This is a genomic window from Spirochaetota bacterium (assembly GCA_017999915.1).
GTDB lineage: Bacteria > Spirochaetota > UBA4802 > UBA4802 > UBA5550 > RBG-16-49-21.
This window is the reverse complement of record JAGNKX010000005.1, coordinates 149178-171370: the sequence shown is the minus strand read 5'-3', so window position 1 is coordinate 171370 and position 22193 is coordinate 149178. Positions and strand designations below refer to the sequence as shown.

Below are 22193 nucleotides of genomic sequence, written 5' to 3'. Positions count from 1 at the left end.
GGCGCGGCCCATGAAGGACAGTAGAATGAAATCGGCGGCAAACGGCATCCTGATAGGCCTCTTCCTCCTGGCCATCTGGCTCCCCAATATCGGGAGCATCTTCGGCATTGCGCCCGGGGAGAGCTCGGAGCAGCGCGCCATGACGAAGCTGCCGGAATTGAAGTTGGACCGGAAGTCCATCATCAATTTCCAGAGCAAGTTCATGAAATACTACGTGGATAATTTCGGCTTCCGCAACGTGCTCATCCGGTGGAACAGCCTCTTCAAGCTGAACGTCCTCAAGGTCGACCAGTTCTCCAAGGTCCTCGTGGGCAGGGAGGGCTGGCTCTATCTCATCAAGGACGACGAGGGGAACAATTCCCTCGACTACTACCGGTCGCTGTCGCTTTACTCTTCCGAGAAGGAGATGGCACAGTGGGTGAAGCCCCTGGCCGATGTAAAGAAGTATCTTGACCGGAAGGGGTGTCGCCTGTTGGTGGCCTTCGTTCCCATGAAGCCGAGGGTGTATCCCGAATATGTCCCCGCCTACCTCCGGCCGGTGCAGGAGGGGACGCGCCTCGACCAGATGATGCGGTACCTGAAAGAGAGGACCGATATCGAGGCGATCGATCTCGGACCGGATCTGATCGCCGAGAAAAAGGATCACCCCATGTTCCTGAAGCACGACGTGCACTGGAACGGGTATGGCGCCTATTACGCCTATCGAGCCATCATCAACAAGCTCTCCGGGTCCCTCGCCTGGAAAGAGCCGCGTCCGCTGGATGATTACAAGGTGGAAATACATGATTTCACCGGCGGCGACCTGGCGAACATGCTCGGCCTGAAGGAGCGGTATACCGAGAAGGTCTATCTCCTGACCCCGAAGACCGGGTGGAAATGCAAGATAACGCCGATGGCGTACCCGTCCCCCTTCAGCCGCTTCACCGAGGCCTTTAAAACGGCCGGAGGGCAGGGCCCGAAGGCCCTGGTCTTTCACGATTCCTTCTATAATTTCCTCAAGCCCTTCGTCGCGGAGCACCTGGGCCGTATGGTCTGCTTTCAGAGCTACGGCCGCTTTGACGCGGCCGTGGTTGAGATCGAAAAGCCCGACCTGGTGATCTTCGAGATCGCCGAGCATTTCCTGCTGAAAGCCCCCGCCTACGTGGCGCCGGTGAACCTGCCGTAGTCCTTGGTCGTCGATCAAGCCTTTCCCGAACCCGCCTCTACCGACTGCGCCTTTCCGTTCAAGCTCACCCGGTACCAGTCTATGTTCCTGGTGATGTACATCACGGCCCCGAGGATCACGAAGAGCGCCACCGATCCGAGCAGGAGGGTGTAGTCCTCGTTCTGCAATAAAATGAAGAGATAGGAGTAGAGCCCGGCCAGGAGTCCGGCCATGATGCCGCCGCGCTTCCTGGTTTTAAGCACCTTGACGCTGTAGCCGGTGATCAACGCGATTACGCCGGCGCCGGCGATCAGGTATGACACGACGAAGTTCATGTATTCGGACATGGAGAGGAAGAGGAGATAGAACAGGCAGAGGGCGAACCCCACCATCAGGTACTGCAGCGGGTGGATTTTCAGGCCCATGAACACCTCGAACAGGAAGAAGCAGAGGAACGTGAGGAAGATGAAGAGGAATCCGTACTTGACCGCGCGCACGCATTTCTGGTAGAAGTCGACGGGCTGGTACAGGAGGACGCCGAAGGCCGATTCTGCCGGGTTTATCTTGGATGCGTCCGTCAGCTCCTGGGGAAAGTTCCTGCCGAAGTAGGACACTTTCCATCCCGCCTCGAAACCCCTGGCCGTTATCTTCCGCGCGGAGGGAAGGTATGAGCCGGTAAAGCTCGGATGGGGCCAGGACGACCGGAGGCGCACCGTGGTTTCCTGTCCCAGGGGCGCGAAGGAGAGCGACGAGCTTCCCTGGATCGAGAGCTTCATGGCGAAGTCGAAGGCGCGGGCCCCCGACCTGATGTCCCTGACGAAGGCGTGGATCCCTGACTTGAAGATGCCGCTGCCCCGCACTCCCGGCAGGAACGGCACCTCCTGTTTGTTCCAGGTGAGGGACACGCGCCGCTGTATGCCCCGTGTGTCCGGGATCCCCACGGTGACGCAGGCCTCTTCCCAGAGAATATCCTTCTCCGGGATGCGCAGCCTGGAGAAATCCGGAACGCTGAACCGTCCCAGGATCGAAAGCCCCTCTATCCTGTAGAGGACCACCTCGTAGAGGCCCCGGGCGCGTTTTTCCGGCAGGATATCGCCGTCTATGGCCAGGGCGTCCGGCAGGAAATAGGCATTTTCGATGTTCATCCTCGTGACGTTCTTTTCATCCTTGTAGTACTGGCGGTAGGGGATCGTGAGCACCGGCCCTATGATCGTCTGCTCGTTGCCCCATTTGCCGCTCACCTCCGCGACCGCCTCGGCGCGGCGGGACTCGCGCTCCGCCACCAGGCTGCCCACCATGGCGAGGGGGATCAGCAGGGCGAGGGAGATTATGCCGGTAAAGGCGATCTTGAAGATCAGTGAATCTGATAGATTTTTGAGAACCATGTGTTTCCTCCAGTGAAGTGTTTCTACAAACATGGAGGGGGATGGTGAAGGGATTATGAAGTTTCTGTGAAGTCAGATTTTTTTGACCCGGAGCGGGTCGGCATGGAGATAGGGGGGCTTTGCACGAAGGCCCCCCTATCAATTCCCCCGCGTGCCGCCTCAATCGCCGGCGGGGGCTTACTTTTTTAATGTCTTTTATTATTCTATGCTGATCTGTTTTTGAAAGCTTGAGTATGTTTATTGTTTTAAGGCGAGGGCTTTAAGTGTTTTTCTCCTTTCGCTCCGGAAGCGCGCCGGCTTCTTTTCGCCATCCGTGGCGAAGCCGGCATTGCGACATCCCTGTCGGGAACACCTGTGGCATCCTCGCGACGCCGGGCCTCGAGCCCGACGACGCGAGGATGAGGCTTTCTCCGAATAATTCCGGGGACCGGTGCGTTATTTTCCCATGGCTTTTTTAATGAGGCCTACAATAACCATCACTACGGCCCCGCCCACGCCTCCGCTTGCAACATCCGTGCCAATATTGGCGGCGCTAAGACCGCCGCTGTTCGAGATGCCGGCAAGCACATTGATGATCACCCCGCCAATTCCTCCGCCGACAACGCCTGAAATCGCATCGCCAATTGTGCCGAGAGATTGATTCTTTAATACCTTGCCGGCGCCGAGACCGCCTGCCGCTCCGCTGATCAACTGGATGACCCATGGTAACCAAGATTCCATAATTATCCTCCTCGAACAATTTTTGAAATACTGATTATAGACTTGTAGCGTGTAAATATTAATCTTTATATACTTGAATTATAAGGTCTTAATTTGTTAAAATCAAGTTTATTGTCTTTCTAACCGTACTGATGTCAGCTTTGGCGTTAAAATTTTGCAAATTATTGTACAAAACAAGAGCTTGTGTTGTCATATAACAAACTCTTGATTTGTTGTGTTACCAAAAGGCGCTGCGGCACTTAAAAATGAAGAAGCAGAAATTTCAAATCCCTGTGACGGATACCTGGAGAATTTTTAATAATGAAATGATAGCCTCATCGCTAACTATTTCATATACTTATCCCATTTCACGGCAAGAAAAAATGCCGTTATCTCCTTAATGGCGTTGGTCACATTTTCGATCTTATCCGGCATGTTGACGATCCGTATCGTCAGCACCGTGTTGTTCTTGTAAAGGGATGCCTCCGCGATATAATACACATAGTCGACCTTTTTGAAATCGTCGATCTCGACATCCTTCGCCGTGCACTTCTGGATGTACACGTCGGCGCCGTTGATGGTCGTCTTGGTAACCGGTTCGTAAACGTAGTTGGCGTGGCTCTTGAGACCGTCCATCTTCCCGTACTGCTTCGCCTGCTGGGCCATGGTGGGCCAGGTGGATGCCATGTAGGAGGCGGTCCGGGGATTGTAAGCCAGGACGCCGACCTGCAGCTCCAGGGCGTGGTGGAATTTGCGCTGGTCGTTTTTCTCCCCCTGGATGCCCAGGCAGAGGAACATGTTCTGGGTCTCAGCGTAAACAAAGGTCTTCGATTTAACAGGCACGCCTTTCGGCATCAGGGCCTCCAGCTCTTTGGGGAAGTTCTTGGCGGTGTTCTCCCCCATTTTCATGTACTCCCCCATCATGTCCGATGTCTGGTCAGCAAAAACGGCGCACGGCGCCAGCAGGAGGAGGCAGTAAGCCGCCATCTTTTTTAAATAGTTCATGGTCTTCTCCGATGTGATATGTGGATTTCTCGCGATGCGGCCATGGCCGACCGCGTGATGAAGATTAGACAAAATCACCGGAAAAAAATCGAGAAATTAATTTAAGTATGCCAAAAATTTCGTGATAGTGTTAATGCGCTGTCAGGAGCGCTTGGCCGGCAGCGAAAGTGTCGCGGTAACGCCGGGGCCGCCATCATTGTTGCGCACCTTGACATATCCGCCATGGAGAAGGGCGACCTCGCGCACGAAGGGGAGGCCCAGGCCGGTGCCCCGCGTGCGGTCCCTCCCCGGAAGGGAATAGAAACGGTCGAAGACCCTCTCCAGCGCGTAATCAGGGATGCCGCTGCCGGTATCAGTTACGGTGAGCAGGGTGAATTCTTGCTGCGCCGATGATGAAAGGGTGACCGTGCCGCCGGCGGGGGTGAACTGGACCGCGTTCTTGACCAGGTTCAGCACCGCGTGGGTGATGAGGAATTTTTCCCCGGCGACCCTGTGGCCGGGGTCCACGGCATTCTTTATCTGTATGCCCGCCTTGAGAACCTGGGGCTCCAGGCTCGCCATGACCTCGGCGGCGACGCCTTCAAGATCGATGGTCTCGACATTGTTCAAGTGCTTCCGCTTCTCGAGGGCGGTCAGCTGAAGAAGTCTTTCGATGATGGTGTCGATGCGGCCCGTTTCATCGCGGATGGTCCGGTGAAAAATTTTTCTACGGTCGTCGGTCATGTCGTCGTCAAGGAGCTCGGCTGCGCCGCGGATCGACGAGAGGGGGCTCTTGAGCTCGTGGGTGAGGGCCTGGACGTAGCCTTCGATGTAGTTCTTGCCCTCGAGCTCGGCGCGCATCTCGTCAAAGGCGACGCCCAGGTCGCGGATCTCGGCCGCGGATAGGCGGGGGAACGCCGGGCGCCCGCCGGCACGCAGCGACGTCACGTAGCCGAAGAGCCTGGCGATGGGCCTGTTGATCCAGAGGGTAAGGAGCACTCCCAGGGCCGCGAAGGCCAGGCAGGAGATGACGGCCGCCATTATGATCTTTCTCCGGGCGAGGGCCATGAAGAGGGTGACGCTGTTTTCCGGCTTCACCACGGTGACGACGCCCGCTATCGCGCCTCCGTGACGAACCGGCGCGGACACGTACAGCGCGTTCGTCGAGGGATCGCTCTTCACCGCGCGGGATGACCGGGCGCCGTAGACACCGTCCAGGGTCCGGTGCACGTCGTTCCACCGGGAGAAATCCTTCCCCACGCTTGTACCGCCCTTTGAATCATAGCGAACAATGCCCCGCGCGTCGGTCACGTATACCTGAAGGTTGATATCGGTCTTGGTGAGGCCGTAGATGCGGGAGGAGATTTTTTTGCCCGCCACGGCGCCGAATACGGCGTCCAGGGATTCGTAGGGGGATTTCCCCTTCCTCATGTCCGATTCTATGAGCGCCGCCATCAGGTGCGCCGTGTCGTTAAGGGATTCCTCCACCGCCTCGAGGTAGCGCGGCCGGATGTCGCTGACGACCATGTCGAACACGAAATAGGATCCGGCGGCGTAAAGAAGGATGAAGCCGATGAGGATGCGCGTGCGGATTCTCACAGGCCCTCCCTGAGGGAGTATCCCACGCCGCGGTGCGTCATGATCGGGTCGGTGCCGGGGTCCACGGCGCGCAGCTTCGCCCGTATGGTCTTGATGTGCGTGTCCACGGTGCGCTCGAAGCTCTCGTCAGGCTCGATCCACACCATCTCCATTATCTTTTCCCGCGTGAAAACCCAGCCGGGGCGCCTGATAAGGAGGCAGAGGATCTCGTACTCGTAGCGGGCAAGGTCCAGCCGCTCTCCGCGGTAGGTGATCTGCCTCCGTTCGGCGTCTATGGAGAAGGACGCGCTCCCGGGAACAGCCGTGTTATTATCGCCGCCGCTTCTCCGCAGCACCGCCCTGACCCTGGCCACGAGTTCCCGCGGGCTGAAGGGCTTGACGATGTAGTCGTCGGCGCCCAGCTCCAGGCCCAGGACGCGGTCGATCTCGCCGGACCGCGCGGTGAGCACCAGGAGCGGCATGGCGGATCGCTTCCTGATCGCCTTAACCAGGTCGAAGCCGGATATGTCGGGGAGGCCGATGTCCAGGATGACCAGGTCGACGCCGCCGCTATCCAGGCGCGCCATGCCCTCGGCGCCGGTGGGCGCCCAGAGGGGAAGGAACCCTTCGCGCTCCAGGGCATAGGTCACGGTGTCGGCGATGCCCGGCTCGTCTTCGATGATGAGGATGGTCTGTTTTTCCGGCATAGGCGATGAGAGTACAGGCGCTCGTTCCCCGCGATAATGGCCGATCGAAGCGCCTCAGTCAAGTGCAATTTCCTGGATTGAGATGAAAGGCCTGCCGTCTCCGTCGTCCGCAAGCCTCGCCGGTTCTTCGTTCCGATTTTCACTGATGGGCCAAAAAAATATAGACAATTCGTAAAATAAGGATGATACTAGGCGCGGTGATGTCGCAGGCTGCGGCGAAAGCGCCCCGTCAGGCTCGGGGCTGGTATGCGAGGAGGGAACCCATGGGACGGAATATCGGTGCCGCATTGTTTCTTGTCCAATTGTGCGTCTGGTCGCTGGCCTATGGCGGAGTCAACGAAGACCTCGTCAGGGCTGCCCGTGAGGGCGATGCGGAGGGAGTCCGTTCCGCCCTTGCAGCCGGCGCCCCCGTGGATGCGAAGAATGGAGACGGTGTGACCGCCCTGATGGCCGCATCGGAAGCCGGGAAAAGCGAAATTGTGACACTTCTGATTGGGAAAAAGGCCGATATTAACATGAAAGATATCAACGGCCGGACCGCCGTCATGGCTGCGGCGGAAAGCGGTTCCGTTGAGACGGTCAGAGCCCTTATTGTCGGTGGCGCGGCGGTAAACACGAAAGACAACGACGGCGTATCGGCCCTTATGCGGGCTGCGGAAAACGGTTCCATCGATGTGATGGATTACCTGACCAGGGTGGGCGCCCAGATCGACGCCCGGGACAACCATGGCAGGACCCCCCTCCTCATGGCGGCCGGCGCGGGGCATGACGGTGCGGTGAAGCTCCTCTTGAAGAAAAACGCCGGCGTGAACGCGACGGATAACGGCGGCTGGACACCGCTCCTCAGGGCCGCCTATGCCGGCCATGGGGACGCGGCTGCGCTGCTCCTCGGCGCAGGGGCCCGTGTCAATGCGAAAATAACACTTGCCGATTCCTACGGTATAACGGCCCTGATGCTGGCGTCCCTGAACGGCCATGCAGGCGTGGTGAAGCTCTTGATCAAGCACCAGGCCGATATGAACGCCAGGGACAACTTCGGGCAGACGGCCCTGACAAAGGCGCTCCAGTACGGTCATGAGGAAGTGGCCAATCTCCTTAAAGCCGCGGGCGCAAAGGAGTAGCGCCTCCGTTTTTTTACTGTTATTTTTATCCTATCTCGAAAAATCTGTTGACACCCCGCCGCAAAAAGTTAGGTTGGCGTAACTTATATTTGCTTTGAATTTGATTGATAATTATTTGATGACTATTGGGAATTGTTATCAATGAGTTTCATAAAGATTCCCGGTAATCATTAATATGGTTACAGAAACGAATAATGAGGATCAATATTGTCGGATATACATAGTAAAGGCAGTATGAAAAGACTAATCCCCTTAACATCCTGTGTTTTAATCCTCATGATCCCCGCCTTTGTTCTTTCCTGCAAAAAGAAAGGCCCAACCGACATGGCCGAGTTGACACGCATTGTGTCCACGCAAAGCACCAAAGATGAAATGGACATCGTACATAAGACCCACGAGAAAATGGGTATTGACTGCTATAAATGCCATCACAAGTGGGAGAATCCGGACAGGATCAGAAACTGCTCGAACTGCCACCAGAAGGATATTGTCCAGATAACCAAAGACACTTGTCTTAAATGCCACACGGCAACAGACAAGCAGTGATTATTGGACAGTGAAAGCGGGTGGCGATGCGGAAAGTACTGATATTGGGTATCGGCAACACGTTGAGATGTGATGACGGTCTCGGCGTATATCTGGTAAGACACATGGAAGTATCGGGAATGCCCCTTCCGGAGGGAGTGGAGCTCCTCGACGGCGGCACGGCCGGTTTTGACCTGCTGGGCCTGATCGACGGTTATGACAAGATCGTGATCGTCGACGCCCTCAAGACCGACGACAGGCCGGGGAGCATATACCGGTTTTCTCCCGAACATGCGGTCGAGCGTCGCGCGCAGATCTCGATGCATGAAGTGGGGATAATGGAAGTGATCAAAACTCTTCGGATCATGGATAGCAATCCTGAGATTGAATTTGTCGGGATTGTCCCGGAGAATATAAGCGACGTGGATACGACGATTAGTCAGGCGGTTCTGGATTCAATTCCCCGCGCGGTTGAAGTGATCCTGGATGCCGCTACTCATTGAATTCACAACGTATCAAGATATCGTGACTGATTCAATAGACTTGTTGCGAAACTGCGTCTCGCGCTCGCAGGATAACCCTGCGGGGGGCTTTTAAGGGGCTTCGCCCCTTAACCCCTATTAAAAGATTCAGATTTGCAACAACTCTAATAATTATCCTTTTATAGCCATTGGTCGAGTGATTAAGCTTCTTTGTTGCCCTCCCTCCATCTCTTTTTATAACAAAAAATAACAAAATATTTCAAAAACGAACTTTTTTGTTGACATGTATGCTAAAATTAACAGAAAGGATGTAGATGTCCTGAATAAAATCTTTCAGATTGTACAGGTAAAATAATTATATGGAGAATGCCGTGAGGTGTAAGCAAGTATTTATCACATCTATTACCGCATTGACCGCTTTCATGGTAAACGCCTGCAGCCTTGACCCCTGGGTTGCGGGGAAAGAATACCCCGATATGGTAACCATTTCAAAGACAACCGCATATGGCAAGTCCGCCGACGGATCTTCTCCGATGAAAAGCGCTGTCGGTGCGGTCAAGTTTTCCCATAAGACCCATGAAAAGATGGGAGTGAATTGTAATGATTGCCATCATAAAAAAGCTAACCCTGAAAGGATAAAGCAATGCGCGTATTGCCACAAGGGCGACAATGGCTATGAGACGATGCATGGCCTGTGTGTGGATTGCCACATAAAGAAAAAGGAAGGCCCGCAGCGATGCAAGGAATGTCATTGATTTCAGTCGATTTCAATAATGAGCGGTGGGATTGATCCCGGAAGCCGCGACTCATTAAACAAAAAGAGGAGGATATGTATGTCTTTGAACAGAAGGGACTTCTTGAAGATTATGGGCGGAACGACAGCCGCTTTCGCCTTTCCCTCGGTAATACTACAGGGATGCAAGAAGGCGCTTGAAAAAGCCGCTGAGCGGACTCAGGTCATATGGATACAGGCCCAGTCCTGTTCCGGTTGTTCGGTATCGATATTGAACAAGATGGACCCGAGCATCGTCTCGGTCATAACGGAGTACATCAGCCTGAATTACCACCAGACGCTTATGGCAGGCACCGGCCACGTGGCGATCAGTGTCCTGGAGGAAGCGGTCAAGAAAAACCGGAAGGATTTTGTGCTCATAGTCGAGGGCTCCATCCCCACCAAGGATGACAAGTACTGCACCATCGGCGAGATGGACGGCAGGCTCATCGGCGCCCGCGAGTGGATCGAAAAGCTCGGCGCCAACGCCAAGGCCCTGGTTTCCGTCGGCACCTGCGCCGCTTACGGCGGCATACCGGCCGGCGAAATGCGGAACGGCACCGGCAATCCCACCGGCGCGGTCAGCCTCGGCCAGCTTATGAAAGGCAAGACCGTGTTGAATATCCCCGGCTGTCCGCCCCATCCCGACTGGATGGTGGGCACGCTCCTGCACGTGCTTCTGAAGGGCATGCCCGAGCTTGACGAGTATAACAGGCCGAAGATGTATTACGGCAAGACGGTGCACGAGCAGTGCGAGCGCCTGAGCTATTACAAGGCCGGCCAGTTCGCGAAAAACTGGGGCGATGAAGGATGCCTCTACAATGTCGGCTGCCTCGGCATGGATTCATGCTGCGATATTCCCGCCCGGAAGTGGCTCGGCGGCGTCAATTCCTGCACCCAGTGCGGCGCGGGCTGCATCGGCTGCACCGAGGACGTATTCCCGGATTACGGCAAGCGGGGCGTCTTCAAACACCTGACCGCCCGGAACGAGCGTATCATCAAGCCTGAGCACCGGGTGTCGGTTTTCAAACACAGGACGGAGGTGTAACACATGGCTAAGGTATTAATTGATCCCATAACAAGGATCGAAGGTCATCTTTCAATAGAAATAGACGTTGAAGGCGGCAAGATCGTCGACGCGAAAAGCATCGGCGACATGTTCCGCGGTTACGAAAAGATATTCCAGGGGCGAAATCCTCTCGACGCGAACCAGCTTTCCCAGCGGATCTGCGGCGTGTGCCCCATTTCCCACGGCATCGCTTCCAGCAAGTGCCTTGAAGGCGCCTTCGGCATCAAGCCGAACAACAACGGCCGGGTTCTCCGGAACCTGATGCTGGCGGCGAACTACATGCATTCTCACCTGATTCACTTCTATCATCTGGCTGCCCTGGATTTTGTGGACATCACCGCCCTGCTTAAATACAACGGCGGCGATTCCAAGATGAATAACCTGAAGGCATGGGTGGAGAACGAAGTCAAGACCAAGAAAGGCCGGGCCGACGCCCTTACCGCCGGCGCGCCCTTCCTGCCCCGCTACGAAGGTAACTTCTACATCAAGGACGTCGACACCAACATCGACGCGATTGCCGGCTACGTGAAGGCCCTTGAAATTAGGATGAAGGCCCATAAGATGGTCGCGGCTATCGGCGGCCGCGCTCCCCACGCCATCGGCCTGGTTCCCGGCGGCGTCACCCAGGTGCCGACCCGCGCCATGATCAAGGAATACAAGAAGCACATCAAGGAGATCGAAAACTTCGTCAACGACGTGTACATGAACCATGTCATCGCCGTGGCGAAAACCTTTAAAGACTACTTCAAGATCGGGGCATTCACGAACTTCCTCTCCTACGGTCTCTTCGAGCAGGATGTCGACGACAAGAAGTTCTTCCTCCAGCGCGGCGTGGCTTACGGCACCAAGCTCGAGACCTTCGACGCCGAGAAGATCAAGGAGCAGGTCAAGTACTCCCGCTACAGCTCCGGTTCGAACCTGCACCCCTTCCAGGGACAGACCGAGCCGCAGCCCGGAAAGGGCGGGGCCTATACCTGGCTCAAGGCGCCGCGGTACGACGGGAAAGGCATGGAAGTCGGTCCCCTGGCCCGCGTGGTCATCAGCTACCTCTCCGGCAACGCCGCCGTCAAGAAGGAAGTCGATGACCTGTTGAAAGTTTTTAACGCCGACATCAACGCCGTGTTCTCGGTCCTGGGACGGCACGCCGCCCGCGCCATCGAGGCGAAGCTCATCGTCGCCGAGATGGACAAGTGGATCGACGAGCTTGACGTGAACGGCAAGCCGAGGAACTCATTCGACATCCCCGACACCGGCGAAGGCATGGGACTCGTCGAGGCGTCCCGGGGCGCCCTGGGCCACTGGATCGTGGTGAAGGACAAGAAGATCGCCAACTACCAGGCGGTCGTTCCCACCACCTGGTTCTGCGGCCCACGCGGCGACGACGGCGTCAAGGGCCCCGTCGAGCAGGCCCTCATCGGCACACCGATTTCCGACCCGAAGAATCCCATCGAGGCCGCCCGCGTGGTGCGGTCCTTTGACCCGTGTATCGCCTGCGCGGTCCACGTTGTCGAGGGAGACAAGGATCTCGGCACGTTCAAGGTCTGCTAGGCTTTACTCTCAAGAAATGACACGAAGGCGAGGATGCGCATCCTCGCCTTCGTTTTTGTTTGCCCGCATTGTTAGTCGGCTTTTCCTCGCCGAAATCGGCTTCGGAACTATACGGATCGCGTCAATACATGAATCCGCCGTTGTTATGATCACAATCAATGCCATGAAATCCTGGCTGAGAAAATGACGGATTTCCCAATTTTGGGATAATTGGGGAAAAGTGTTTCTCATTAATCGAAAACATAGTATATTATTCTTATCAGAGTTTCTTATGTGAATCGCTTGTCAGCTGAATCTAATTGAGATTTAATTCATGTCCAATGTGCGGAGGTGGCTGCAATGACGAACAATTCCCGCCCTGTTGAAAACGTGCCTTATTTTCTATTCCTTTTAATGCTGGTATTTTTCATTGCTGATCCTATCGTGATCTGCGTTTTCATGGTATACATGATCGGCATGGATAGTTTTCTTTCCGTGCTCAAAATCCTCGCCCTGCTGGCGCCCCCGATCATCGTCATCATATCCCTGTATCTGTATTTCCTTACGCGTAAGCTGCGGACAATTATCCTGGAGCTCAAGAATAATTCCCTGACCATTGATAGAAACGAAGCATTGAAACTTGTAAAATCATATCCTTTGAAAATGTCCCTGTTTCTGTTCTTCGGTAATTGGTGCGGACCGATCCTCTTCGGAATATTGGGTATCATGATGAATACCATGATCTCCTTTCAACAGGCGTTTCTCTTCATGACCATGGGGCAGTTTACAGCCCTTGTCGTGGCGATGGTCCTCTATTATATCTCCAGCATGGAGCTGTATCCGCTCCGGCAGTACATTGATTACAAGCCGCTGTCAATATTCATGAAGCTTTCGGTGCCGATTGTGTCCATGCTGATGCTGCTGCTCTGCGCAACCGGCATAGGCGTTTACCAGATTGCCGCGGACAACGTCCTGTCTCTTTCAAAAACATCCATGAAGCTCATGCTGGAGAAGACCGGCCGCGGCACCGAGGAGATACTGGGGAGCCTGACCAACGACCTGCGGGTCCTGGCCGAGACAGGCGGATATGCGACGGTCAACCCGGACCAGGTGCGGCCGCTTCTGAACACTCTTTTCCAGCAGCGCAAGGGCATTGTCGAGGCGTATTACGCGGCCCGGGCCGACGGTTCGGCGGTTGTCCATAACGGCACTTTAGGCAATGTGGCGGACCGGGAATATTTCAAGGAGCTCCTTGAGACGAAAAAAACAGTTTTTTCCGACGTGGTAAAAAGCCGCGCGATAAATAAGGATGTCATCGTGGGTGCGGTGCCGGTCATGGCGCAGGATCGGGTCGAGGGCGCTTTCGGCGTCACGATCCCCCTTGACTCGATGCGCGAATTCCTCAACAAGGCGGGAGCGGAAAACAAGGTGGAGTATGTTCTGGTATCAAAGAAGGGGGTGGTTGTGGCGTGCCCCGACACCGCGTTGCTGAACAAGATTGTCGGCAAGGAGATCAAGGATGACGGCACGAAGTTTGAGGCAACGGCGGCCCTTGTTGCGCCGAAAGATGATGCTTACAAAATCACCTTCAACGGGAAGAAGAAGATTGCCCTGACGTCGAAGTTCCCCCTTATTGACGGCACCATCACAATACTTAACGACCCGTCCGCCTATTATTCGGAGTTCAATAGTATCCTGCTCAAAGTCATCGTGCTGCTCGTGGTGCTCTTTTTCATTACGGTAGCCACGCTGTTCGTCATTGCCAGGCGCTTCACGGATCCTATCAGGAATACCATATCGGTCCTTGACCGCGTCGCGCAAGGCGACTTCACAAGGAAGTACGAGGATATTGTCAGGGATGAGATGGGCCTGCTGGTCGAGGCCCTCAATAAATCCATTGAAAACGTGCGCGGCATGATTGCTACGGTGAACACATCGTCTCAGAATCTTTCGCAGGTGGTCGATCAGATAGCCAATGGGAACCAGAACATGTCCCAGCGCACGGCGGAACAGGCTTCCTCCCTGGAGGAGGTCGCCTCAACGATAGAGGAAGCGACCTCCATCATCAACCAGAACGCCGAGAACGCCATCAGGGCGCGCTCCCTTACCGATCAGGGAGCGGAAAAATCGGTGCATGGCAACGCCGTCGCCAAGGACGCGATAGGCGCCATAAACGACATGAACAGTGCGAGCGGCCGCATCGCCGATATCACCGCAATGATAAACGAGATCGCCTTCCAGACGAACCTCCTGGCCCTCAATGCCGCGGTCGAGGCGGCCCGGGCCGGGGAGCAGGGGCGCGGTTTTGCCGTTGTCGCGGGAGAGGTGCGGAACCTGGCTCAGCGCTCCGGCAATGCGGCGAAGGAGATCGAGGATCTGATCAAGGAGACGATTCGCACGGTGGAGAAGGGCACCGACCTGGTGCTGCGCACCGGCGAAGCCCTGGGCGATATCGCGGGCACGGCCAAGGAGTCGGCCCGCATCATGTCGGAAATAACGGACGCCACCGTGGAGCAGCGTCAGGGCATGGATCAGATTAATACCGCGATCTCCGATCTGGACCAGATGACCCAGCAAAACGCCTCGATGGTTGAGGAAACCGCTTCGGCGAGCGAAGAGATGATGCGGCAGGCGCAGGAGCTGATGGCGCTGGTGGCGCAGTTCAGGACATGATCCCCGTCGCGGTTTTTAGAGGGTGCCGAACTGGGAATAGTATTTCACGCTGTACCGCGTTTCAATTGCGATGATCTCGCGGATGATGGCGGCGGCCTTGTCCCCGTTCCGCTCCATTATATATGGAAGGGCCTGGCGGAAGTATTTGATGGAATCCGTGAGACTCTCGGTCCTGAGCCTGATGGTGGCGTACTGGACGCGGTGGGTCGATGGCCACAGGTCTTTCAGTAATATATTCAGGACGACATTCTTCGCCGCCTTCAGGCAGGCGGCCTCAAATTCCATGAGGGCGTCAAAGTACCCGCGGCGGTCGTCGTTTTTGGCGCATTCTTCGCAAATGGTCAATTTTTTTGATACCAGGTCGAGCTCATCCTTGGTGCCGAATTCAGCGGCCCTGCGCGCGACCAGGCCGTACAGCTCTTTTAGAATGTCGCCGGTAGACATGAGCATCTCTTCGTTAAGGACCGATACGCGCGCCTCGCGGCGGGGGATAAGGTCCACCAGCCATTTTTTTTCGAGGATGCGAAGGGCCTCCCGCAGGGGACTGCGGCTTACGCCGAGCTCGCGGGCGAGGTCTTCCTCGATAAGCCGTTCGCCCGGCTTCAGTTGAAAGAGGATTATTTTATCGCCCAGGTACTGCGCGATCTGTTCTGCAAGGTTCTTAGACGGTTTGAAATCCATTATTTTCCCCCCGATAATGAGAAGATGCATTATTCATTTTTTGTAAACCTTTTTTTAAATGTCGGCGATTGTCAACATAAATATGCGTTGACCGCTTTATTCCGCAGGCTCAGCATAACACCGCTCATTGGAGCGGAACGTGGCAACGGGATAATTAGGTGTATGTATAAAATAATTTTTGCCTGTGTCGTATCGGCCCTCGTGGCGGCGGCGCTGATAGCATACGGCGGCCGTGACGTGCCCGCCGCTCATTTCCCGGGGCGCCTTGCGGAGACCTCCATCGTCAATCCGATTACCATAGAAGAAGACCCATACCGGAACGGAACGGATCCCCCGGGCGATCACACCATGAAATCAGCCGTATGCGGGTTCAGGTTCGCCGACGTCAGCCGGAAAAGATATTCCATCCGGACCTTCCGGGATGAGGCGGACGCCGCCCGATCCGGTTACGCCGTGACCCACCGGGGATACTGCGGGACCTGCTCGACCCTGAAGGACCTGGCCGTGTACCTGGAGCGCCGGGACATGACCTATGCCGTGCGGTCCTGTTCGTTCAGGATGACGCGGTGCGGCATCCTGTCGTGCCTCGGGTCAATGGGATTCACGGGCCCCTGCGCACTGACATGGTACTACAATATACGGAACACGGCCCGTCATTGCCTGGGGACCTGCCTCCTGTCATGGATGAAGCGGGAGCCCCTGAACAGGGCCGACGGGAGCCTGAACGACTGCATCCGGTGCGACGAGGACAGGTCCGGGCCGATCTTCAAGTATTACGCCGGCAGGACGAGGCGCAACTCGGGGATAAAATCCGAGATCGGCCGCGATCCGAAGGAAATCTATCGCGTCATTCACGACTATCGCTGACGTCGTCGTATTGTCCTTGACAGAAATCAGCCTGAAAAATAATGTACCAAACGGTCAGTATAAAATATCGGGGAGCTTAAGCCGATGACAAAAGGTGAAGATACCCGCGCCCGCGTGCTGGACGCTACAGTGGCCCTCATAAACAGGAAGGGATTCCGGAACACCAGCGTCCAGGACATTATCGATGAAACGGGGGTGAAAAAGGGGAACCTCTATTTCCACTTTTCGAGCAAGGATGGGCTGGGGCGGGCCCTCCTGAGGGAAGCGGCGGACCGGTACTTTGAATATCTCTCGGATAGCGTCACGAGGAGCGATCCCCTCGGGAAGATAGGGGATATCCTCGGCGCAGTCCTCAGGTATCACCGGGGAAGGGGATTTGTCGGCGGCTGTCTCTTCGGCAACACGGCCCTTGAAATGAGCGACACTGACGAGGAATACGCCGTCCTGGTGCGGGAGGTCTTCGATCGCTGGGTAAAGATACTGGCGCGGCATCTACGCGAAGCCGGGAAGTTGGGACAGGTCCCTCCCGGGATCAAGCCGGAGCCGATGGCGAGACACATCGTCGCGGCCATGGAGGGAAGCATCATGATGGCGCGCCTGTATAAGCGGGAAGAGCCTATTGTTGAATGCATAGGATATATTGAGAAGTTGATCGGGATTAAATAGTGTTGGATGCCCTCACCCCCTCGATCCCCCTCTCCCATAAAAAGATGAAGAAAGGAGAGGGGGATGTCCACGGAAAAATCCGGGTTGCAAAGAAACCCTCTCCTTATTTCCGAGTTTAATGGGAGAGGCGCCGAACAGGACGTTTCAGTGGCAGACGCATTCGGTACATCCATGTCCCGCGTCTGCAGGCGGCCATCCTGACCGCTCCCAGCGCGGCCAGGACGGCCAAAAAGCGCTCGGCGTGCCCTGGAGGGGCGGGTGAGGGTTTAATTAAAAGGAGCAATACAATGATAAAAGAACATGATATAATCGAAAAGGCCCTCGATCTCGGTTTCGTTGACGCCGGCTTCACCACGGCGGAGCCCTTCGAGTCGCACCGGCAGTTCCTCCTCGAACGACAGGAAGAATATGGATGGGCCGAAAAGTCCGGCCTGGCGCTCATGGACGGAACCGATCCCAAAACGGTCCTTCCCGGGGCGAAGTCGATCATCGTTCTCCTCGAATGCTATTGCGGCGAGGCCTTCCCCCGTTCCCTGGAGGGCAATTTCGGCCGCTGCTACCTTGACGACGACCGGGTAACGAAGGACGGCCTCGCCCTCAGGATAAAGGCGTTCCGCTCCTTTCTGCGCGACAACGGCGTCGATTCGAAGGTCCCCTTCAATCTGCCGCACCGGGTGGCGGCGGCGAGGGCAGGCCTCGGCACACTGGGAAAGAACTGCCTTTTCTACGCAGGCCGTGCCGCCCGCCGGAGCTCCTGGGTATTCCCCATCACCCTTGTGGTGGACCGTGAGTTCGCGCCGGGCGAGCCCACGGTGCGGATAGAATGCCCCGACTGGTGCAGGAACGCCTGCGTCGCGGCATGTCCCACCAGGGCGCTGAAGGGGAACGGGACCATCGATCCGAGGCGGTGCATATCCTACATGACCTATTATGGCGACGAGATCACGCCGCGGGAGCTGCGGGAGCCGATGGGAATGTACGTGTACGGCTGCGACATCTGCCAGAATGTGTGCCCGAGGAACAGGCCCTGGCTTGCGAAGGAGCTCCCCGGGAATCCGCGCGTGGCCGCCCGGGCCGGTGATTTCGAGCTCAGGGCGCTCCTGCGCATGGACCGCGATTATTTCACAGCCAGGATATGGCCCCGCATGTTCTACATGAGGCCGGACAGGCTCTGGAAGTGGAAGATGAACGCGGCCCGCGCCATGGGGAACAGCCTGGACGAAGGCTATGTACCCGACCTGGTCCGCGCCTTTGACGAAAATGAGGACGAGCGGACCCTGGGGATGATCGCCTGGGCCCTGGGACGGATCGGCGGCTCAGTGTCGATTGAGGCGCTCAGATCCTTCCATGGGAAAAGCAGCGGACCGGTGAAGGAGGAGATAGAGGCGGCGCTGGACGGATGTCCGTGAATAGCGTAACAATTCCCGTTCGGGGAGTAATGCAAGACACGCCATCTGTGATAGGATCGGCCCGGCCCGTATCGAGGATCAATCGGACGCGATGAATTCCGAGGCGATATAGCCGATCTGCCCCCGGCAGGTGACGCGGACCCATTTTTCATTCTCCATGTACATGTAGCCCACAAGGGTGCCCTTCCTGAACACGGTGATGATCTCACCGTCCAGGGACGGCTTTTTCCTCAGGCGCACGTTGTCGCCGGTGATGACCCCGGGACGCGTTCTGAATAAATTCCCTCCCCGTATGAAGACCTTTTTCCCGCCGTGCTCCACTTCCGCGAGGGAATCGCCGTCATCAGGCAGCCGTTTCAGGGTGACCCGGGTGTTTTGACCGAGGGTATAGAGGACCGCTCCATCGCCTCTTTTTGTGCCGTATACGGGGCCGCTGGCGAAACAGAGCCGGTCGACCGGGGGGAGCTCGATCCTCTTGCCGTTATCGAAGAGAAGGGAGGCCCGCTCTCCCTTGCAGGTCAGAATAGCCCCTCCCTTTATCCTTAGCAGGGAGCACTCTTTATTAATCCCGCTCTCCTTGAAAACAAAGGAACAGGTCCCGGCTTTTTCGTCGCAGTTGATGGAGCGGAGCGGCGCCGGCGGCATTTTCTCTCCCATGGCGACGGTGTATTCTCCGGACAGTCCGTCCCGCTCCTTTTTCAGGGTGATCTCGGACCCGGTGAGGTCTCCTGTTTCCGGGGACATCTCCATGTTGCTGAATGTGCCCAGCGGTATTTCCGGCAAAACCGGAAGAGATAGAATCAGCACAAGAAGCGGTATAAGAAGCGTCTTTTTCATGGTTGATCCTCCTTTGGGCGCGTTCGGTGAAAGCCATTTTGGTATTTTGCTGGATATGGATATTTCACTCCGATTGATGATTTGTCAATCGGCTTTTATCTGACCCCGGGCATGGATCAACTTTTTAGTAAAATTGTTTGACAATCGGGGCTGGTTGCTGAATTATGTTCAGTAGATGAACGCTTTTTAGCAAAAAATGCCGGCATCCCGACAACAGGAGTGTTTCCATGATGGCGATAATTCTGGTGCTCTTCTTTCTGCTTTTTCCCGCCCTGGTGATCTATCTCTGCAAAAAGTACTCATTCGTGGATAAGCTCGGCGCCGTCGTCGTCTGCTACATAGTCGGCGCCCTGATCGGCAACGTGGGCATTCTCCCGGAGAACTTCGACAAGGTGCAGAACCCCCTGATGCTGATCAATATCTGCCTGGCCCTCCCTCTCATGTTCTTCTCACTCGATGTCAGGCGCTGGACCAGGCTGGCGGGTAAGTCGATCCTCTCCTTCGCGCTGCAGGCCCTGGCCATTGTGACGGTCGCCACTGCCGGCTATTTTATTTTCATGAGCTATGTGGGGCCCGAGACCTGGAAGATAGCCGGCATGTTTATCGGCGTGTACACCGGGGGCACCGTCAACCTGGGGGCCATCGCCACGGCCCTCCAGACGGACCGCACCCTGTACCTGGCGGCCCACACTTCGGACGTGGTTGTTTCCGCGGTGTACCTCCTCTTTCTCATGACCATCGGGCAGAAGATTTTTCTTAAAGTGCTGCCCCCCTTCAAGGCCGCCGGAGTGAACGCCCCGGAAGAGACCTTCAACTTCCATTCCTATGACGGCATATTCAGGAAAGACATAGCCGTTCCCCTCCTCGGAGCGCTGGGGCTGGCATTACTCATTTTTATCATCGGCGGGACGGCTTTCCTGGTTTTCAGCGAGGACACGGCCTTCGTGGTCTCGATCCTGGTCATTGCGACTCTCGGCATCGTATGTTCATTTGTGCCAAAGATCAGGAACATCAAGATGACCTACCAGCTTGGCAACTATTTCATCCTGGTGTTCAGCCTGGTGGTGAGCTCCATGGCCAATATCAACAAGCTCCTGACAACCGCGCCGGTTATGCTGGTCTATGTGACCTTTACCATATTCGTATGCCTGCTGCTGCACGTGATGTTCGCTTCTTTTTTGAAGATCGACGCAGATACGGTCATCATAACCTCGGTTGCTGGGATCTGCTCGCCGCCCCTGGTGCCCATGGTGGCGTCGGCGCTCAAGAACAGGGAGATCGTCATCACCGGTGTCGTAACAGGTATCATCGGATGGGTGGTAGGGACCTATCTCGGCATAGGCATCGCCTACCTGCTCCATAATCTGCCATTTTAAACTTACATCGAAGCGGAGGAATCGTCCATGAAGCTCTATGAATTCACAAAATCCTATGAACTCTTTGAGGAGGCCCAGAAATACGTTCCCGGCGGGATCTACGGTCCGCGGACGCCGCGGTTCCTCACCTTCGGGTCCTACCCGGCCTTCCTGAAGCACGGCGATGGCTGCCGGGTGTGGGACGTGGACGGCAACGAGTATATAGACTACATGTGCTCCTTCGGCACGAACCTCCTGGGCCTGAAAAATCCAAAGGTCGAGGCCGCCGTCCAGGAGCAGATGAAGAACGCCGACTGCTTCACCCTGCCCAGCGACCTCTGGGTGCCCCTGGCGAAAAAGATGACCGGGACGATCCACAACGGCGACTGGTGCGTATTCGGGAAGAACGGCTCAGACGTCACGTCGTACTGCATGACCGTGGCGCGCGTCGCCACCGGGAAATGGGGCGTGATCCTGGCGAAGGGCTCTTACCACGGGTCCCACTTCTGGTGCCAGCCCCACGGCGCCGGCGTGCCAGAGGAATGGAAAGCCCACATTCATTACATTGAATATAACAATCCGGCTTCATTGAAGAGCGTGGTCGAGGCGAACAGAGGGAAGATCGCGGCAATCATGCTGACCCCCCACCGCCACGACGCCTTCGTCGACCAGGAGCTCCCCACTAAGGAGTTCGTCGATACGGTCAATTCCCTGGCGAAGAGCGAGGGCTTCAAGGTCATCATCGACGACGTGCGATGCGGCTTCAGGCTGCACCTGGCCGGGAGCGCCAAGTGGTACGGCTACGACGCCGACCTCCAGTGCTTCGGCAAGGCCATGGCGAACGGCTATCCCATAGCCGTGGGCATGGGGAAAAAGGAGCTCATGGAGGCGGCCACGAAGGTCTACTTCACCGGCACCCACTTTTTCTCCGGCGTTCCCTTTGCCGCGGCCCTGGCCGCCATAGAGGAGAACAGGGCCAGCGGCGCCATTGAGAAGATCGACGCCATGGGCAAGAAGCTCATTAAGGGCCTGGCCGACGCTGCCGCAGCCGAGGGGATGAAGGTGGTCCTTTCGGGCCCGCCTGCGATGCCCTACATGAACTTCGACAACGACGCCAGCCACGAAAAGAACCGGTATTTCTGCGGCGAGGCGTCCCGGCGGGGGATCTTCTTCCACCCGCACCACAACTGGTTCGTGTGCGCAGCCATCACCGACGACGATATCAGGAAAACCCTAGAAGTATCCGCGGAATGCTTCAAGCTGACGAAAGTGAAGTTCGGGGGCTGACATGAAGTGGAACCATGTGGGAATTAAGACCGCGGATCTTGGTCGATCCATCCGTTTTTACTGCGATGTTCTGGGATTCCGCAAGCTGGAAGAGATTGAAGTGCTCGGGAAGATGTATCATTTTGTCGGCAACGACACGGTGAACATCGAGATTGAGCCATGCAAGCCGGCGGACACACAGGCGGACATGAGGGAGCATTCAGGCCTTTACCACCTCTGCTTCACGGTGGATGATATAGAAAAAACCGCCGCTGACTTGAAGGATAAAGGCGTTGAATTCATGCTGCCCGTATCGCAGTTCAGGCCGGACCGGAAGATCGCCTTCATCCGCGACCCGGACGGCATAATCATACAGCTGATACAATACCTGTGACATTCTCCGCAAACCTGATAGGCGCGCAAGCGCTTGCGCGCCTATCAGGTTT

Annotated in this window: 21 protein-coding genes; 14 read left to right on the top strand and 7 right to left on the bottom strand. The window is 56.3% G+C overall.

What is annotated here, in order from left to right:
* The first annotated feature begins 10 nt into the window (after positions 1 to 10).
* Positions 11 to 1165 carry a hypothetical protein gene (locus tag KA369_09410; GenBank protein ID MBP7736175.1) on the top strand — a complete coding sequence of 385 codons (1155 nt, stop codon included), beginning with the start codon at positions 11 to 13 and terminating at the stop codon, positions 1163 to 1165.
* Positions 1166 to 1179: 14 nt separating this feature from the next.
* Here KA369_09410 and creD read toward each other — a convergent pair whose 3' ends face one another.
* The 5 genes from creD to creB form a co-directional block, all read right to left on the bottom strand.
* Positions 1180 to 2529, bottom strand: coding sequence for a cell envelope integrity protein CreD (gene creD, locus KA369_09405; GenBank protein ID MBP7736174.1), 1350 nt, complete (start codon positions 2527 to 2529; stop codon positions 1180 to 1182).
* 435 nt (positions 2530 to 2964) lie between these two features.
* Entirely contained in the window at positions 2965 to 3249 is a 285-nt protein-coding gene (locus tag KA369_09400; protein ID MBP7736173.1) for a hypothetical protein, read from the bottom strand.
* A 324-nt stretch (positions 3250 to 3573) separates the two neighbouring features.
* Positions 3574 to 4233 (bottom strand): hypothetical protein, encoded by a 660-nt coding sequence (locus tag KA369_09395; protein MBP7736172.1) that lies wholly within the window; start codon positions 4231 to 4233, stop codon positions 3574 to 3576.
* 141 nt (positions 4234 to 4374) lie between these two features.
* The gene (creC, locus tag KA369_09390) at positions 4375 to 5811 is read right to left on the bottom strand and encodes a two-component system sensor histidine kinase CreC (GenBank protein MBP7736171.1); all 1437 of its coding nucleotides are present in this window, start codon (positions 5809 to 5811) and stop codon (positions 4375 to 4377) included.
* Positions 5808 to 6497, bottom strand: coding sequence for a two-component system response regulator CreB (creB, locus tag KA369_09385; GenBank protein ID MBP7736170.1), 690 nt, complete (start codon positions 6495 to 6497; stop codon positions 5808 to 5810). The genes creC and creB overlap by 4 nt, the downstream gene beginning before the upstream one ends.
* 263 nt (positions 6498 to 6760) lie before the next feature.
* On the opposite strand from creB, the gene KA369_09380 reads away from it, so the two are divergent.
* From KA369_09380 to KA369_09350, 7 genes are all read left to right on the top strand, one after another.
* Positions 6761 to 7618, top strand: coding sequence for an ankyrin repeat domain-containing protein (locus tag KA369_09380; GenBank protein ID MBP7736169.1), 858 nt, complete (start codon positions 6761 to 6763; stop codon positions 7616 to 7618).
* A gap of 324 nt (positions 7619 to 7942) precedes the next feature.
* On the top strand, positions 7943 to 8164 hold the full coding sequence (locus KA369_09375; GenBank protein MBP7736168.1) for a hypothetical protein: 222 nt from the start codon (positions 7943 to 7945) through the stop codon (positions 8162 to 8164).
* A 26-nt stretch (positions 8165 to 8190) separates the two neighbouring features.
* Positions 8191 to 8646, top strand: a complete 456-nt coding sequence (locus KA369_09370; GenBank protein MBP7736167.1) for a hydrogenase maturation protease — start codon at positions 8191 to 8193, stop codon at positions 8644 to 8646.
* A gap of 338 nt (positions 8647 to 8984) precedes the next feature.
* Positions 8985 to 9380 carry a cytochrome c3 family protein gene (locus tag KA369_09365; GenBank protein MBP7736166.1) on the top strand — a complete coding sequence of 132 codons (396 nt, stop codon included), beginning with the start codon at positions 8985 to 8987 and terminating at the stop codon, positions 9378 to 9380.
* A gap of 78 nt (positions 9381 to 9458) precedes the next feature.
* Complete coding sequence (locus KA369_09360) at positions 9459 to 10445, top strand: hydrogenase small subunit (protein MBP7736165.1); 987 nt, start codon at positions 9459 to 9461, stop codon at positions 10443 to 10445.
* A 3-nt stretch (positions 10446 to 10448) separates the two neighbouring features.
* Positions 10449 to 12014, top strand: coding sequence for a nickel-dependent hydrogenase large subunit (locus KA369_09355; protein MBP7736164.1), 1566 nt, complete (start codon positions 10449 to 10451; stop codon positions 12012 to 12014).
* Between the two features lie 339 nt (positions 12015 to 12353).
* On the top strand, positions 12354 to 14666 hold the full coding sequence (locus tag KA369_09350) for a HAMP domain-containing protein (GenBank protein ID MBP7736163.1): 2313 nt from the start codon (positions 12354 to 12356) through the stop codon (positions 14664 to 14666).
* Positions 14667 to 14681: 15 nt separating this feature from the next.
* On the opposite strand, the gene KA369_09345 is transcribed toward KA369_09350, so the two are convergent.
* Positions 14682 to 15347, bottom strand: a complete 666-nt coding sequence (locus KA369_09345; GenBank protein MBP7736162.1) for a GntR family transcriptional regulator — start codon at positions 15345 to 15347, stop codon at positions 14682 to 14684.
* Positions 15348 to 15509: 162 nt separating this feature from the next.
* On the opposite strand from KA369_09345, the gene KA369_09340 reads away from it, so the two are divergent.
* The 3 genes from KA369_09340 to KA369_09330 all read left to right on the top strand — a co-directional run bounded on the left by KA369_09340 (position 15510) and on the right by KA369_09330 (position 18289).
* On the top strand, positions 15510 to 16214 hold the full coding sequence (locus KA369_09340) for a hypothetical protein (GenBank protein MBP7736161.1): 705 nt from the start codon (positions 15510 to 15512) through the stop codon (positions 16212 to 16214).
* 84 nt (positions 16215 to 16298) lie between these two features.
* Positions 16299 to 16880, top strand: a complete 582-nt coding sequence (locus KA369_09335) for a TetR/AcrR family transcriptional regulator (GenBank protein ID MBP7736160.1) — start codon at positions 16299 to 16301, stop codon at positions 16878 to 16880.
* 287 nt (positions 16881 to 17167) lie between these two features.
* Positions 17168 to 18289, top strand: a complete 1122-nt coding sequence (locus tag KA369_09330; protein ID MBP7736159.1) for an epoxyqueuosine reductase — start codon at positions 17168 to 17170, stop codon at positions 18287 to 18289.
* 78 nt (positions 18290 to 18367) lie between these two features.
* On the opposite strand, the gene KA369_09325 is transcribed toward KA369_09330, so the two are convergent.
* Complete coding sequence (locus KA369_09325; GenBank protein ID MBP7736158.1) at positions 18368 to 19126, bottom strand: SH3 domain-containing protein; 759 nt, start codon at positions 19124 to 19126, stop codon at positions 18368 to 18370.
* A gap of 227 nt (positions 19127 to 19353) precedes the next feature.
* On the opposite strand from KA369_09325, the gene KA369_09320 reads away from it, so the two are divergent.
* From KA369_09320 to KA369_09310, 3 genes are read left to right on the top strand one after another with little or no spacing between them, the layout of a single operon-like run.
* Positions 19354 to 20502, top strand: coding sequence for a DUF819 family protein (locus tag KA369_09320; protein ID MBP7736157.1), 1149 nt, complete (start codon positions 19354 to 19356; stop codon positions 20500 to 20502).
* Between the two features lie 27 nt (positions 20503 to 20529).
* On the top strand, positions 20530 to 21768 hold the full coding sequence (locus KA369_09315; protein MBP7736156.1) for an aminotransferase class III-fold pyridoxal phosphate-dependent enzyme: 1239 nt from the start codon (positions 20530 to 20532) through the stop codon (positions 21766 to 21768).
* Position 21769: 1 nt separating this feature from the next.
* Positions 21770 to 22141, top strand: coding sequence for a VOC family protein (locus KA369_09310; GenBank protein ID MBP7736155.1), 372 nt, complete (start codon positions 21770 to 21772; stop codon positions 22139 to 22141).
* The last annotated feature ends 52 nt before the right edge of the window (positions 22142 to 22193 follow it).

Excerpts from the sequence above, each read along its gene's own strand:
- KA369_09365 (MBP7736166.1), top strand. The coding sequence starts at position 8,985 with ATGGAGAATGCCGTGAGGTGTAAGCAAGTATTTATCACATCTATTACC.
- KA369_09380 (MBP7736169.1), top strand. The coding sequence starts at position 6,761 with ATGGGACGGAATATCGGTGCCGCATTGTTTCTTGTCCAATTGTGCGTC.
- KA369_09360 (MBP7736165.1), top strand. The coding sequence starts at position 9,459 with ATGTCTTTGAACAGAAGGGACTTCTTGAAGATTATGGGCGGAACGACA.
- KA369_09310 (MBP7736155.1), top strand. The coding sequence starts at position 21,770 with ATGAAGTGGAACCATGTGGGAATTAAGACCGCGGATCTTGGTCGATCC.
- KA369_09335 (MBP7736160.1), top strand. The coding sequence starts at position 16,299 with ATGACAAAAGGTGAAGATACCCGCGCCCGCGTGCTGGACGCTACAGTG.
- KA369_09350 (MBP7736163.1), top strand. The coding sequence starts at position 12,354 with ATGACGAACAATTCCCGCCCTGTTGAAAACGTGCCTTATTTTCTATTC.
- KA369_09345 (MBP7736162.1), bottom strand. The coding sequence starts at position 15,347 with ATGGATTTCAAACCGTCTAAGAACCTTGCAGAACAGATCGCGCAGTAC.
- KA369_09340 (MBP7736161.1), top strand. The coding sequence starts at position 15,510 with ATGTATAAAATAATTTTTGCCTGTGTCGTATCGGCCCTCGTGGCGGCG.
- KA369_09330 (MBP7736159.1), top strand. The coding sequence starts at position 17,168 with ATGATAAAAGAACATGATATAATCGAAAAGGCCCTCGATCTCGGTTTC.
- KA369_09325 (MBP7736158.1), bottom strand. The coding sequence starts at position 19,126 with ATGAAAAAGACGCTTCTTATACCGCTTCTTGTGCTGATTCTATCTCTT.
- KA369_09395 (MBP7736172.1), bottom strand. The coding sequence starts at position 4,233 with ATGAACTATTTAAAAAAGATGGCGGCTTACTGCCTCCTCCTGCTGGCG.
- KA369_09400 (MBP7736173.1), bottom strand. The coding sequence starts at position 3,249 with ATGGAATCTTGGTTACCATGGGTCATCCAGTTGATCAGCGGAGCGGCA.
- KA369_09320 (MBP7736157.1), top strand. The coding sequence starts at position 19,354 with ATGATGGCGATAATTCTGGTGCTCTTCTTTCTGCTTTTTCCCGCCCTG.
- KA369_09370 (MBP7736167.1), top strand. The coding sequence starts at position 8,191 with ATGCGGAAAGTACTGATATTGGGTATCGGCAACACGTTGAGATGTGAT.
- creD (MBP7736174.1), bottom strand. The coding sequence starts at position 2,529 with ATGGTTCTCAAAAATCTATCAGATTCACTGATCTTCAAGATCGCCTTT.
- KA369_09355 (MBP7736164.1), top strand. The coding sequence starts at position 10,449 with ATGGCTAAGGTATTAATTGATCCCATAACAAGGATCGAAGGTCATCTT.
- creB (MBP7736170.1), bottom strand. The coding sequence starts at position 6,497 with ATGCCGGAAAAACAGACCATCCTCATCATCGAAGACGAGCCGGGCATC.
- KA369_09315 (MBP7736156.1), top strand. The coding sequence starts at position 20,530 with ATGAAGCTCTATGAATTCACAAAATCCTATGAACTCTTTGAGGAGGCC.
- KA369_09375 (MBP7736168.1), top strand. The coding sequence starts at position 7,943 with ATGGCCGAGTTGACACGCATTGTGTCCACGCAAAGCACCAAAGATGAA.
- KA369_09410 (MBP7736175.1), top strand. The coding sequence starts at position 11 with ATGAAGGACAGTAGAATGAAATCGGCGGCAAACGGCATCCTGATAGGC.